This is a genomic window from Oribacterium sp. P6A1 (genome assembly GCF_000702885.1).
Taxonomy (GTDB): domain Bacteria; phylum Bacillota; class Clostridia; order Lachnospirales; family Lachnospiraceae; genus Oribacterium.
On record NZ_JNKO01000045.1, the window covers coordinates 1 to 13,218 of the forward strand.

General features: G+C 38.3%; 16 protein-coding genes and 2 pseudogenes. 16 read left to right on the forward strand and 2 right to left on the reverse strand.

Annotation, left to right across the window (positions count from 1 at the left end):
* From T515_RS14935 to T515_RS17480, 12 genes and pseudogenes are all read left to right on the forward strand, one after another.
* The coding region (locus tag T515_RS14935) for a transposase (protein WP_155988403.1) at positions 1–411 on the forward strand (411 nt) is incomplete at its 5' end.
* 75 nt (positions 412–486) lie between these two features.
* Positions 487–1,080, forward strand: a complete 594-nt coding sequence (locus T515_RS16885) for a DUF6037 family protein (RefSeq protein WP_051671794.1) — start codon at positions 487–489, stop codon at positions 1,078–1,080.
* A 176-nt stretch (positions 1,081–1,256) separates the two neighbouring features.
* Positions 1,257–2,708, forward strand: coding sequence for a hypothetical protein (locus T515_RS14945; RefSeq protein ID WP_036612952.1), 1,452 nt, complete (start codon positions 1,257–1,259; stop codon positions 2,706–2,708).
* Positions 2,709–2,893: 185 nt separating this feature from the next.
* Positions 2,894–3,958, forward strand: coding sequence for a polysaccharide biosynthesis protein (locus T515_RS14950; RefSeq protein ID WP_036612955.1), 1,065 nt, complete (start codon positions 2,894–2,896; stop codon positions 3,956–3,958).
* Positions 3,959–4,090: 132 nt separating this feature from the next.
* On the forward strand, positions 4,091–5,326 hold the full coding sequence (locus T515_RS14955) for a polysaccharide biosynthesis C-terminal domain-containing protein (RefSeq protein ID WP_036612956.1): 1,236 nt from the start codon (positions 4,091–4,093) through the stop codon (positions 5,324–5,326).
* Positions 5,327–5,403: 77 nt separating this feature from the next.
* Positions 5,404–6,570, forward strand: a complete 1,167-nt coding sequence (locus tag T515_RS14960) for a UDP-N-acetyl glucosamine 2-epimerase (RefSeq protein WP_036612957.1) — start codon at positions 5,404–5,406, stop codon at positions 6,568–6,570.
* Positions 6,571–6,787: 217 nt separating this feature from the next.
* Positions 6,788–7,210 (forward strand): hypothetical protein, encoded by a 423-nt coding sequence (locus T515_RS16890; RefSeq protein WP_051671795.1) that lies wholly within the window; start codon positions 6,788–6,790, stop codon positions 7,208–7,210.
* 4 nt (positions 7,211–7,214) lie between these two features.
* The gene (locus T515_RS16895; RefSeq protein WP_051671796.1) at positions 7,215–7,904 is read left to right on the forward strand and encodes a hypothetical protein; all 690 of its coding nucleotides are present in this window, start codon (positions 7,215–7,217) and stop codon (positions 7,902–7,904) included.
* 362 nt (positions 7,905–8,266) lie between these two features.
* Positions 8,267–8,968, forward strand: a complete 702-nt coding sequence (locus tag T515_RS14975) for a hypothetical protein (protein WP_036612961.1) — start codon at positions 8,267–8,269, stop codon at positions 8,966–8,968.
* A 127-nt stretch (positions 8,969–9,095) separates the two neighbouring features.
* Positions 9,096–9,440: a hypothetical protein gene (locus T515_RS14980; protein ID WP_036612963.1), complete on the forward strand. Its 345-nt coding sequence runs from the start codon at positions 9,096–9,098 to the stop codon at positions 9,438–9,440.
* A 271-nt stretch (positions 9,441–9,711) separates the two neighbouring features.
* A pseudogene (locus T515_RS14985) lies at positions 9,712–10,138 on the forward strand (transposase).
* 144 nt (positions 10,139–10,282) lie between these two features.
* Positions 10,283–10,426 carry a hypothetical protein gene (locus T515_RS17480; protein ID WP_155988404.1) on the forward strand — a complete coding sequence of 48 codons (144 nt, stop codon included), beginning with the start codon at positions 10,283–10,285 and terminating at the stop codon, positions 10,424–10,426.
* Positions 10,427–10,909: 483 nt separating this feature from the next.
* On the opposite strand, the gene T515_RS18230 is transcribed toward T515_RS17480, so the two are convergent.
* The gene (locus tag T515_RS18230; RefSeq protein ID WP_278245429.1) at positions 10,910–11,122 is read right to left on the reverse strand and encodes a transposase domain-containing protein; all 213 of its coding nucleotides are present in this window, start codon (positions 11,120–11,122) and stop codon (positions 10,910–10,912) included.
* A gap of 18 nt (positions 11,123–11,140) precedes the next feature.
* Positions 11,141–11,632 (reverse strand): annotated as a pseudogene (locus T515_RS18235) (IS66 family transposase); the annotation flags it as partial.
* A 486-nt stretch (positions 11,633–12,118) separates the two neighbouring features.
* Here T515_RS18235 and T515_RS17485 point away from each other — a divergent pair.
* The 4 genes from T515_RS17485 to T515_RS15010 form a co-directional block, all read left to right on the forward strand.
* Positions 12,119–12,277 (forward strand): hypothetical protein, encoded by a 159-nt coding sequence (locus T515_RS17485; protein WP_155988405.1) that lies wholly within the window; start codon positions 12,119–12,121, stop codon positions 12,275–12,277.
* 317 nt (positions 12,278–12,594) lie between these two features.
* On the forward strand, positions 12,595–12,762 hold the full coding sequence (locus T515_RS18520; protein WP_334290878.1) for a DUF4258 domain-containing protein: 168 nt from the start codon (positions 12,595–12,597) through the stop codon (positions 12,760–12,762).
* A 5-nt stretch (positions 12,763–12,767) separates the two neighbouring features.
* Positions 12,768–12,986, forward strand: coding sequence for a YgiT-type zinc finger protein (locus T515_RS15005; protein WP_278245430.1), 219 nt, complete (start codon positions 12,768–12,770; stop codon positions 12,984–12,986).
* Between the two features lie 9 nt (positions 12,987–12,995).
* Positions 12,996–13,218: helix-turn-helix domain-containing protein (locus T515_RS15010; RefSeq protein ID WP_036612969.1), on the forward strand; the 223-nt coding region annotated here is incomplete at its 3' end.

Genomic DNA, 13,218 nt, shown 5'->3' on the forward strand with positions numbered 1-13,218 from the left:
GAAGTATTGATATCTGCTATTGAGAATTTCTTTAAGCGTAATGGTCATTATCCTAAACGAGCACTTGCAGATAAGATTTACCGAAACAGAGAAAATCTTGCATACTGTAAAGCACGCGGGATAAGACTTGCGGGACCAGCTTTAGGAAGGCCCGGAAAGAATGTTTCAATTGATAAGCACACGGAGTACGTGGATAGCGTTGACAGAATTGAAGTAGAGCGAAAATTTGCATTATCAAAACATAGTCACGGTCTTGGATTAATCATGACAAAACTTGAAGAAACAAGTCGAAGCTCTATAGCACTATCGATTATATCCATGAACTTAGATTGCCTTCTTAGGCTTTCTTTGTTCCAAAAATTGATTTTGATATTTTCAAGGTACAATTGTTTATATGAGGCAGCCGTCTGAAAAATTAGGCGGTTGCTGAGCATACACTAATTACACTGAAAGAAGTAATAATGTGTGAGGGTTAAAGAGAATAATATGAGTAAATTAAAACTTCCAAATTTAGTGGATTTAGTTGAAGATATGTCAAAAAACGAAATTGAAAAAGAACATTTTATGTTCGAATATGCAAAACAAACGATTGACTGTAAATTTTGCATTAAACCTGACGGTGGAGAGTTGTTAATTGGCGTTCATAGACTCAATTTTGGACTTGCATTAGATGTATATATCAATAGAAGCGAAGAATATATCGCCGAATTAACAGATAAGGATTATATTAGATTTTGTAAGGCACTTAATCTTACATATCATGGAGATGGGTTTACGTCCAATACATTATTAGAACTTATTTCTCGCCATATTCCCAAAAGTTCTGCATGTGTTAAAATTGAATACTGTGTAATGAGAGAATATACAAAATGTAGGCATGTGGACGAGGCGGAAAAGATTTATTTCAAGGGTTGGAATGATCATGTAAAAGATGGAAAAGAAGCTCGAAATTATGATAAAACTGAATTCTATTTTGGTAATAGAGTTGCAAATTATTGTAGAGAACATAATATAAGTTCAATATGGACAGATATCCCGTTAGATGAAAAAGCATATGCTAATCCTTGGTTAAGTATGTGAGTTGTATGCGGTCGCGCGTTATGGGGGGCTATCCTTTGTCGAATAATGGAATAATAGAAGTATATATTGAGTACAATAGTCTCATGTCTTTCTACGGTATTCATAATAGAAGATTACTACACTATTGATTCATAGAAGTAGACAATTTTATTATACAATCGAAGGAGGTCAATGTCTTGATAGTATATTACACAAGATATAGTGTTATAGAAGAATTTAATATCAGAAGATTGCTTGATTTTGCTTTTGAGTGTGTTAATGGAATGAGAAACATACCAAGCGAGTTTTGTAACAAAACATGGAGCGGGGAAGAAAGTGAAGAGTTAAAAGTAGGTAGAAATCTTTTGTCATATGAAATTGATAAAGAGACAGGTGTAGTTGCTTTTCGTGTGTCAATTACAGATAATAATGATGAGCTTTGGACTACAGATATTGCGCTGAATGATAAGAATAATGAAATTCAATTGAGACTTGCGCGAGAAAAGAGAATTGCTTCAGCGGAATACGATAAGAATTTTAATATTCCCTACATGTTTAAAAAACTCATTCGGGATTGTATAGGAGCTAATGACGCTGATTTACCGGTGGTGGATAAACCGTTTTTTATAGACGAAAATAATATCAATATCGTTGCAGATCTTGTAAATGGACAAAAAAAATATTCGATGCCGGTAATTTATGTTTCTCATCCTTTTTATGATGAGGAATTTTCCTTAGATATATATGAACTGGCAAAAGACATGGCTGGAAGCGCACATGTGCTTGTAGAAAAAACATCTGACACATCATCATCATTACGTGAGATGACCGAGAGCCGCAATGCATATAACGGTGCAATTGATATCTTTTATAATGATGATTCATTTCGTTTTCTTAAATTGCCTGAAATGACATCCAATCAGTTTAGATATAAAGTTTCGCATTCCATATATGCAAGAATGGCGATGAGAAATATTGATGATGATATGTCACTAAGCGCAATACGTCTTAGAAACAAAATTAAGAAATTGAATGCCAATGATATAGAAACACAGAGACTTACTTTTCGGGTAGATGAGCTTGATGAAAAGTATAATGAATTACAAGAGTATTTTGAACTCGCATCCGAAGAAAATAAAACTCTTGAAAAGAAGGTAAATGATCTTGAAAACGATAATTATGAATTAAGAAACAAAGTTACAGCGCTTACAGAATCATTGAAGCGAAAACAGAAAAATGATAACGAGGCAATATCATTAGAATATACATTAAAACAGTTTTATGAAGATGAGATAAAGCGTATAGTCATAGAATGCATTAAGAATACAATATCAACGTATGGTACAGATGAACGCGAAAGACGGGATTATCATGTTTTAAAAAATCTTATTGATAATAATAGTTATTCTAAAGAAGGCGATAGAATTAAAGAAGAGATGTTTCGAATTATCAAAAAGAACAAGTTGAGCAAAGCTGATGTTAGCGACCTAAAGGGTCTTGGATTTGAAGTTAAACAGGGTGGACATGATAAATATGCATTTCATGGTGATGATAAATATATCATTACTGTTTCAAGTACTTCTAGTGATTACAGAGATGGGGAAAATCTTGCACATGAGGCGGTAAATTTGATTTTTGGTAGGACTTGAGATCTATATGTTTTTTGGATGAAAAAGAGGTTGATGATTTTTAGGCAATTAGTTTTTGAAAAATATTTAGTTCAATTTAAAGTAGATGCTAATTTGTGGAAGGATTAATTACCTACTGATTTGCATCATAGTAACTAAATTATTCATTGAAGTATTATAGCGATGGCGAGGAGATAATAGAATTAATGCAGATTACAGACGCATTTAAAGGGAAAACATTAGTTATAACAGGAGGTACCGGAAGCTTTGGATCAACGGTTCTTAAGCATTTTTTGACATCGGATATCGGTGAGATAAGGATCATCTCTCGTGATGAGAAGAAGCAGGATTGGATGAGGCACACTCTTCAGGCACAGTATCCTGATCATTGTTCTAAGGTTCAGTTTTACGTCGGAGATGTGAGAAACATCGAATCAGTTAGGGATGTTATGTATGGAGCGGATTATGTGTTCCATGCAGCGGCACTGAAGGAGGTTCCGTCCTGTGAGTTCTTTCCAATGGAGGCGGTAAAGACCAACATCATAGGAACAGATAATGTTATCACAGCGGCAGTTGAGAACAGAGTGGAGAGAGTTGTATTTTTGTCAACTGATAAGGCTGCTTATCCTATAAATACCATGGGTATGACTAAAGCTGTAGGTGAAAAGGTTGTGCAGGCCCGGGCTCAGAAGGCATTTGAACGCGGAGGTACAGTTCTTTCCTGTACAAGATACGGTAATGTTATGTGCTCCCGTGGTTCGGTTATTCCACTTTTTATAGATCAGATAAAGCGTAAGGCGCCTATAACCATCACTGATCCTAATATGACCAGATTTCTCATGAATCTTGATGAGGCTGTGGATCTGGTGGCATTTGCATTTGAACATGCAGAGCCGGGAGATCTTTTCATACAGAAGGCGGATGCTTCGACTATCGGTGATCTTGCAGATGGTGTTATGAAGGTATTTGGAGAGACCGAGAAGAAGATTATAGGAACAAGACACGGTGAGAAGCTTTATGAGACGCTCATGACCAGAGAAGAGAGACTACGTGCTACGGATATGGGACACTATTTCCGAATTGCTCCAGACGGAAGAAGTCTGAACTATGATAAGTTCTATGTCAAAGGAGATGTTTTGACAGAGAGTGATGAGGCGTATACTTCCCATAATACAAACCGTCTTGATGTGGATGGAGTTGTTAAGAAGATAATGGCAACGGATTATGTAAAGGAAGAGCTTGAAGGTCGTCCTCATGTAGTGGAGGCTTAAAATAAAATGAGGGGCTTAGTATCAGCCTTTGGATAAGATGTGATAAAATGTAGACTCTACAATGTACCAAGATACATTGTAGAGTTTATTGTGTTTATTAATTTGGACTGCGGTCCTGAAGCGGAGAAATAGATGAATATTTTAGTTACAGGTGCAAAAGGTTTTTTAGGGACAAATCTGGTTAATTATTTGCATACATTAGCAGATGGAAGAAATAAGACAAGACCGAATCTACAGATTGATGAGATTTATGAATATGACAGAAACAATACACAGGAAGATTTGGATGAGTTTTCTTCAAAGGCAGATTTTGTGGTGAATCTTGCGGGTGTAAACAGACCCAAAGATGTTTCTGAATTTAAGGAAGGAAACTTTGGTTTTGCAAGCACATTGCTTTCCACATTAAAAAAGCATGGAAATACCTGTCCCGTTATGCTCAGCAGTAGTGTTCAGGCGACTCTTGCCGGGAGATTCGGCACCTCGGAATATGGAATAAGTAAGCGGGATGGAGAAGAGCTGTTTTTTAAATATGGTGAAGAAACAGGAGCAAAGGTTTATGTTTATAGGTTTCCGAATCTGGTAGGTGTTGGTGTCAGACCTAATTATAATTCTGCTGTAGGGACATTTTGCTATAACTATGCGCATGATTTACCGATAACAGTTAATGATCCAAGTGTTTGTATGGAACTTCTTTTTGCAGGAGATCTGATAGAGGAGCTTCTAAATGCAATGGAAGGGCACCCTCATAGATGTGAGTATCCTAAGAGTGGTGAAGTTATAGATGGAGTAACATATGATGGTGTAACACCGATGCAAAGTGAAGGTGGACGATACTGCTATGCACCGGTAACTCATAAGATAACCCTAGGAGAAATAGTTGAGCTTCTTGACAAGTTTAAACAGCATAGTTCTACACTTATGGTTCCGGATATGACACCGGGGTCTTTTGAGAAGAAGTTGTATTCTATGTATCTTTCATACCTGCCGAAGGAGAAGACTATCTTTGACCTTAAGATGAATGTTGATGAGCGTGGCAGCTTTACGGAGCTGGTTCACACAGAGAATGCAGGGCAGGTTTCTGTTAACGTTTGTCGTCCAGGTATTACAAAAGGTATGCATTGGCATGTTACAAAGACTGAAGAGTTTATAGTTGTAAGTGGTAAGGGTAAGATTAGAGAAAGACGTATAGGATCTGATGAGATCGAAGAGTATATTGTGGATGGCAGTAAGATACAGAGTGTTATCATGAAGCCGGGCTTTACTCATGAGATAACGAATATAGGTGATACTGATCTGGTTACCATCATGACCTGTAATGAAGTGTTTGATAAGGAACATCCAGATACCTTTTTTGAAAAGATTGACTGATATAGAAGTGGCTTTGGTTTTTAATAGTAAAGATCTTGCGGAGAATGAAATAAAGAATTAAAGAGGAGATTTGTGAAATGAATTATCCTGAGTGGAAGAATAATGGAAAGATTAAGCTGGCGATAATTGTAGGAACAAGACCGGAGATAATCCGTCTTGCTGCCGTTATCACTAAATGCCGTCAATACTTTGATACACAGCTTTGGCATACTGGTCAGAATTATGACTATAACCTGAATGGAGTATTTTTTAAGGATTTGGGGCTGGATGATCCTGAATTGTATCTCGATGCTGTTGGTGAAGATCTCGGGGCAACTATGGGAAATATCATAGATAAGTCATATAAAGCAATGGCTGCAACAAAACCTGATGCAGTATTGGTGCTTGGAGATACAAATTCATGTTTGTCTGTTATCGGCGCAAAGCGTCTTCATATTCCGATTTTTCACATGGAAGCGGGAAATCGTTGCAAGGACGAGTGCTTACCGGAGGAAACAAATCGTAGAATCGTAGACATTATATCCGATGTGAATTTGGCTTATAGTGAGCATGCAAGAAGATATCTGGCTGATTGCGGACTTCCTAAGGAGAGAACATATGTTACAGGAAGCCCTATGGCTGAGGTACTGCATGATAATCTTCAGGCTATTCAGGCGTCTGATATACATGAGAAGCTGGGACTTGAGAAGGGAAAGTATATTCTTTTGTCAGCTCATCGCGAAGAGAATATAGATACTGAAGCCAATTTCACATCGTTGTTTACAGCAATCAATAAAATGGCTGAAAAGTATGATATGCCAATTTTGTACAGTTGCCATCCACGTTCACGTAAGCGTTTGGAGAGTTCTGGATTTAAGCTTGATAAGAGGGTTATAGCTCATGAGCCGCTTGGGTTCCATGATTATAATTGTTTACAGATGAATGCGTTTTGTGTAGTGAGCGACTCGGGAACACTGCCGGAGGAAAGCTCATTCTATATATCCATAGGACATCCGATTCCGGCTGTATGCATAAGAACATCAACAGAGCGCCCTGAGGCTCTTGATAAGGGATGTTTTGTGTTATCAGGTATTGATACTGTAGGACTGCTTCAGTCTGTGGATTTGGCTGTGGATATGATTAAGAATGGGGATGATGGTATTCCAGTACCGGATTATGTGGATACCAATGTATCAAGTAAGGTTGTAAGGATTATTCAGTCATATGTAGGAGTTGTGAATAAGATGGTTTGGAGGAAGGCATAATTGCTGAAGACTAATACAACATTGGTGCCTGTCACCAGTCAAAGTCAATCATTCAAAATGAATGATTTTGACAACGAAGATACTGAGTGTCGGATTTCTAACATTGGAGCCTGTCACCATAAAAATTCATGGGGATATCTGTGAATATCTAGTTGGTGCCTACAATTATGAAGATATAACTGTTGAAGAAGTAGATGAATAGACCTAGAGGTAAAAGATGAAGGACATTGATTTTGAGTCTATAAACACTATCGAAGATATAAAGAACTACGGTTCAGAAAAAGAGTGGACCGATTTGCTTAATGATATTGTTGCTCCTATGAAAGTCGAGATTCGTTCATTTCAGGATGTATTAAGCATTGTTGAGTTACTAAAAAGTAAGTGGGCACCAATGATGCACAGGTGTTTTGTAAGTGAAAAAGCTGAGTATATCTTTTACCTTACTAAACTAGAAGGTAAACAGAGAAATAAGTTGCTTGGTATTAGCGATGAAATGTATGAGAATAAAGAACTCGCAAAAACATGGTATAAGAATATTGCTAAGTTAGTTCATCCAGATTCAAATAATGGAGACGAAAGTAAGGCTTTCTTAGTATTGAAGGAGTTATACGATAACATGGTAGATGATTTTGAGGAGTGATTTCATGGCAGAAAAAAAGAATGAAATCTCGATTCGGAAAGCAAGTGATATAGAAATCAAATTTCCAGAGAATAAAGAACTAACAGAAGATGAACAGAAAACTACTCGTGATGCTATTAAGACAGGTGGAATCGTTGATGCCAATGGCAAAGCATATATTAATAAAACAAAACTAACATCGTTGTTTTGTACAGATAAGTCAGCGGTTAATAAGTTTTATGGAGACCTTGAGGAGGAAGATAAATTTGTAAACGGTTCATCTAAATATGCTTCTGTACCAGCCTGTGTAAAGGAAACCACAAAGCGGTTGGAGCAGAAAAGACCACAGTTAGAAAGATCAAGGTTGAAGGATGCGAGAGACTGTATGAATGCATTTATTGATTCTCCAGAGCTTGAGAAAGAACGAACGATTGCATCTGATAGAATAAAAAAGGAACTGCCCAATATAACTAAAAAAAAGATTAAGAGTGAAAATATAACGTGTGATCAACTCACAGGTGAATTGTTCGAAAACGATGCGGAAGGTCATCATAAAGTTAGAAAAGCAGATGATCCAGATAAAGCACTTGATTTGGATAATATTGTAGTTACAAAGAAGAAAAATCATCAGACGATTCATTCAGAGGGGGCTAATGATCCAGAGAAGTTAAAAGAGTTGGCAGAAAAGAAAGGGTGGAGTATTGAACATATTTGATATGTAGTACTCCATTGTTAACTTCCGAGACTTTTGTGCAACTAACGTCAGATTGCGCACAATCAAATGGCTAAGAAACCTTGAAAATACTGGAAAAATCGTAGAACATTGGTACCGTTTACCATAAAAAATCTATAAACTTTCGTTCTTGGATATTTGTGAACTTCCAAAACTTTTGTGCAACTAGCGAGGGAAAGGCTGAAATTTAGGCTTAAAACATTGAACAAACCACGGATTTACGCCAAAGATCTGGATTTTGGGCGCGGATCCGTGGGATTCATAGAAATAAGTTGGATTGAAATGAAATAAAATAGATTGTTTACATAAGACAACATTTATGAGAGTAAGCGGAGTGTTACCAAATGACCAGACCTAAGAAACGACCACATTATGATCCGGATAAGATCTTGAATAATCTGTTGGATGCAGTATCTGAATCATTTGAGGAAACCGGAGAGCTGAAACAGACGGCAGCAGAATTTGATATGTCACCTTTGAAGATTCGAAAGCTGCTTATCACATCCGGATCATATAGCAATGAAATATCAAAGGTAGTAAACGATCAGCGTGCCGCCGGGAAGAGTATAGCGGAGATTCAGGAGCTTACGGGCCTTAAAAAATCATCTGTAAACGGATATCTGCCGTATACGAAGTCGATATATAAGGTGGAAGAATTGTCGATGAATGCAGAGCGAATTAATGTATATCGTAGCAGGCAACAGGCGGTAAGGAATCTGATGGAGAGTATGAATGAACATGCTCTTTGGGATGTGGTTGTGGCCTTCCAAAAGTATCCTTTCCGTACAATTACAGGACTGCCTTTTACCTATGAGTTAAAGAAAGAACGGGATGGTAAGTACAATAGGAAGCTGATTCTAGACAGAAAAGGAGAGAGTGAGACAATTGATTGGGGCTCTGTGATGAGGGCGTTTGAAAAAGCAGTTGAATTACAGGGTGAGACTGTTTTGAGACCTGAGGCTCTGGGTGATATCAGGGGTGCGGAGTATATTTATCCGATGCTGTATAGGTTTGGGGCTATGGAGGTGACGGAAGAGGATGCGTGAAAGATGGTGGTTAAGAGGCCGTTGATGATGAAAGAGTAGGGGGTGTCATCATGAATTCCCATCTCAGATAGTAAAGTGATATACTATAGCCATGTAATAGTGATTAGAGAGTTGGAGGTAACCATAGATGGAACATCATGATATTGACCCATATACATTACCGAAGGATAAACAAGCAATATACATAAACGAGCCTTGGCTGGCGGACAAGACGTTATTGGAGCTTCTGCTCCATCCGGAACCTGAAGAGGAAGAAGATAACATACGAGTTTATGTTCCGCTTGATCTAAACAAAGAAGCGATTTTGCGGAGGCTGGATAGGCTAGTTGATCAGTATGAGGAAGCCAATGAAGATAATGAAATGGAGTTTTCAATTGATGTTGACAGATTGGTTTCACAGGTTGAAATCTATGATCAGATTTGGAGTATTCGACATGAGACATTGGTACCGTGTACCATAAAAATTTTATAAACATGTGTGCTGCGGTATTGACAAATACGTTTCTAAAATTGCAAGGGGGTCAGACTGTTTATTGTAGAATAAAAATGTAGAAAGGGGGGTGCGGACGAAAACTTGGACCGTCTCACCCCGTTATTCTTCATCACGGTATTCTTTATAAGCCTTTAGTAAACCTTTTTTATCCCCAAAATCATAGGTCGCTAGAAGCTCATCCCTCAGAACAGCCTGAGGTGTTGGAACACTTTCGCTTCTTGCCGGAATTGATCTTCTTACAGGAGAAGCAATACCCTATGTCAGCGAAACCCACAAGAGTTCTGATTTCATTGAACTCTTGAAGAAACTGGACGCTCGATATCCTGAAGGATATGTCATCCGTATTGTTTGCGACAATCACTCTGCACACAAATCAAAAGAGACAAGAAATTTATCTTGCAACAAGACCGGAAGGTCGTTTTATTTTTGTGTTTACACCTAAGCATGGATCATGGCTTAATATGATAGAAAGTTTCTTCAGTAAAATGACCAAGCAAATGCTTAGAGGTATTCGTGTAAAATCCAAGGAAGAACTTGAGCAGCGTATCTACCTCTATTTTGAAGAAGTAAATCGTGAACTTGTAGTTTATCATTGGACATACAAAATGGATGAAATCAGTGTTGTTGAGGCAGAGTCAGCTGGAGTTAAATCCAATGATTCATTAAGTGTCAGTTAATTATTATTCAATGTACTAGAGTATGGCAGATTTCTGTATGCCCTAAATTCTGAGGATAGATATATTGCCAAAAGCGATTATTTAAAGCAAATTTCAGATTATAAAGATGATGTCGAATTCTTCGATGTACTTAAGCAAAGCGGAATGCTTAAAAGCTTTTGTAAGAAAAACGGAGTACAGGTCAAGGATGCAGACAGAATTATCAAGATGGATGCTGACTTAGAAAAAGATATAGATGATCATAATGAAAAATTCATTGCAAAGAGTCATTGGTACCGTGTACCATAAAAATTTTATAAACATGTGTGCTGCGGTATTGATTGTTAACTTCCGAGACTTTTGTGCAACTAGCGTCAGATTGTGAGTAAGTAGTAAAACTCGCGTACTATTGGCGTAACGACCCTCATCAAGATTAGATGAGGGTCGTTTTTTACTTTATAAGAAAGTGCATTAACTAAATATTCGGCATAACATATGTTCGCATAAAAAAATAGGTGAATTTAATAAGGGCTTTATTTAATGACGTTAAATGATTACAATTATGAGTGACTTCTCATTTGCGAGGTGAGGAAGTCATTTTTGAGTACCGTTGGTAAGAGTTGTTTTTTAGATTTGCTTTCATTTTTACGAGTAGTGATGATTTTGTCGTAGCCAAGCTGTCTTCTTTAGATCGCAGCTTAATGATGGCCTTTCTATAGAGTTCTTCCAACGGTATTTTTTTTGTAATGAAAGTATAAAGGTAAGCGCAAAGTGATAGCGCGTGTACCCTAATTAGACGAAGAGTGCTGGGTTATCCGATCCATCTTCGACTGTTGCTTTTTTGTTTATGGCACAAAGCCTCTGCATTCTATCTGACCATGGCATCAGTTCCTCAATGCCCTCGGGCTCATTGATGTAGTCCGGCATGTAAAGAAGCACCGTCTGCAGATATTTGAAGACGCTTATGTTGTTTAACTTCGCTGTCTGCGCAAGGCTATAGATGATGGAACTTGCTTCGGCACCATCAACTGTATCGTGGAAATAGAAGTTTTTCCTTCCCACTGCGTATGGCCTCGCACCACAGCTTTCTGTGAAATTGTTGGAAACCGGAACACCACCATCCAGGAAATAGTTCTCCATGTATGGTTTCTGGTTTCGGGCATAGGTCAGCGCTTTCCCCAACTGGCTCCCTGAGCTGGCTGAGATGTTATCCAATGCAGCCCAGATCATTTTCCAGATCTCACGCTCCTTGGATTTTTCACGCTGTATTTTTCGTTCTGCCGGTGTCAGTCCGGTGAATCCTCGCTCGATCTCAAAGATCTTGTCACAGAGATTCACGATCAGGGCTGCAGGAGATTTGGACTTACCTGCTTTCCTGTCGGCTGCCGGCAATGCTTCATAGAACTTTCGGCGGAAATGTGCGAGGCATCCGCAACGAACAGTTCCTTTGGGCAGTTTATTGTAGCCCTGGTATCCGTCAACTATGACGTACTTTCCTTTGTACTCCTTATAGAAGTTCTCAGGGACAGTAACACATTGGTACCGTGTACCATAAAAATTTTATAAACATGTGTGCTGCGGTATTGACAAATAGAATTGTGAACCGTGTATCGGAAATTTTTTCTAAAATACAGGTACCTGTCACCGCTCAGAATCAATCATTTAGGAAAAAGGGACATTGGTACCGTGTACCATAAAAAATCTATAAACTTTCGTTCTCGGATATTGACAATGGAATTGTGAACCGTGTATCAGGAATTTTTTATAAACTTTTGTTATAGTGGGTTGACAGAAGGTGGATTATTTGCAAAACGTACTTGAGAGGACATTGTGGTAATGTACTATTAAAGAGGGGGAACATGAATATTTTTCAAAGAGAGATGAGTTGGATTGAAACGATATTAAATTGATTGTTTTAGTAAGATAACATTTATGAGAATAATCGGAGTGTTAGCAAATGCCCAGACCTAAGAAAGACCACATTATGATCCGGAGAAGATCATGAAGAATCTGTTGGATGCAGTATCTGAATCATATGAGGAAACCGGAGAGCTGAAACAGACGGTAACAGGCGGGAAGGAATCTGATGAAGCGCATGAACGAATATGCTCTTTGGGATGCGGTTGTGGCATTCCAAAAGTATCATTTCCATACAGTTAAAGGACTGTTTTCACCTATGAGTCAAAGAAAGAACGGAATGGTGATTACAACAGGGAGCTGTTCATAGACAGAAGAAGTGGGAGTAAGTGCTCTGTGATAAGGGCATTTGAAAAAGCGGTTGAATTACAGGGCGAGACTGTATTACGGCCCAAGGCCCTGGGGATATCAGGGGTGTGTCTTATATTTACACGATGCTGTATCCATTTGGTGGTAGAGGTGCCGGAGGAAGATGCTGAGAAAATGGAGATTAAGAGGCTGTTGTGGAAGAAAGAATAGTGGGGCTTAAGAATTGTGAGTAATTAATTGAGTATATAATTGTGATATACTTGGTTTTTCCAAGTTGTCTGATACTTGGAAAGACTGAGGAGAAGGTTGTACATATCGTGGCAAGTATAAATGATGAAATGATATATCTGATCACAGCATATATACCTGATTCGGATAGATGGGAAACAGATTGGAAAACCAGAAAGGAGCAATTATGAAGTGCATGAAATGTGGAAAAGAAATGTTCAAGAGTACTACAACTGAAGCAATAGAACTCGGATTTGGCGTTTTGGTTATTCGTAACATTCCATGTTATAAATGTACTGAATGTGACGAGATCTTCTATACAGGAGATATTGTTCAAAAGATCGAGGAGATTACAGAACGCATAAAGCTGCTTGCTCAAGAAGTTACAGTTGTGGATTTCGAGAAAGCCGCATAGGAGAAGATCATGACTATCAGTGAAAGAATATTTGAGAGATTAAGGCAGCTTTCTATGACACAGCGGGAATTTGCAGAGGAAGCAGGGATACAGCAGAGCACGATCAGCGAGTGGAAGAAGAACAAAACAAATCCATCATCTGATAAGATACTGGCAATATGTAAAGCTCTGGATGTGTCTCCGGAATGGCTTTTGTCAGGGGTTGATCCGGCAGAGAATCGAGGGAAGAACC

Bases quoted from the DNA above. Each gene is read 5' to 3' on its own strand.
- T515_RS16895 (WP_051671796.1), top strand. From the start codon at position 7,215: ATGGCAGAAAAAAAGAATGAAATCTCGATTCGGAAAGCAAGTGATATA.
- T515_RS15005 (WP_278245430.1), top strand. From the start codon at position 12,768: ATGAAATGTGGAAAAGAAATGTTCAAGAGTACTACAACTGAAGCAATA.
- T515_RS14980 (WP_036612963.1), top strand. From the start codon at position 9,096: ATGGAACATCATGATATTGACCCATATACATTACCGAAGGATAAACAA.
- T515_RS17485 (WP_155988405.1), top strand. From the start codon at position 12,119: ATGAAGAATCTGTTGGATGCAGTATCTGAATCATATGAGGAAACCGGA.
- T515_RS14950 (WP_036612955.1), top strand. From the start codon at position 2,894: ATGCAGATTACAGACGCATTTAAAGGGAAAACATTAGTTATAACAGGA.
- T515_RS14975 (WP_036612961.1), top strand. From the start codon at position 8,267: ATGACCAGACCTAAGAAACGACCACATTATGATCCGGATAAGATCTTG.
- T515_RS16890 (WP_051671795.1), top strand. From the start codon at position 6,788: ATGAAGGACATTGATTTTGAGTCTATAAACACTATCGAAGATATAAAG.
- T515_RS17480 (WP_155988404.1), top strand. From the start codon at position 10,283: ATGCTTAAAAGCTTTTGTAAGAAAAACGGAGTACAGGTCAAGGATGCA.
- T515_RS14960 (WP_036612957.1), top strand. From the start codon at position 5,404: ATGAATTATCCTGAGTGGAAGAATAATGGAAAGATTAAGCTGGCGATA.
- T515_RS14955 (WP_036612956.1), top strand. From the start codon at position 4,091: ATGAATATTTTAGTTACAGGTGCAAAAGGTTTTTTAGGGACAAATCTG.
- T515_RS16885 (WP_051671794.1), top strand. From the start codon at position 487: ATGAGTAAATTAAAACTTCCAAATTTAGTGGATTTAGTTGAAGATATG.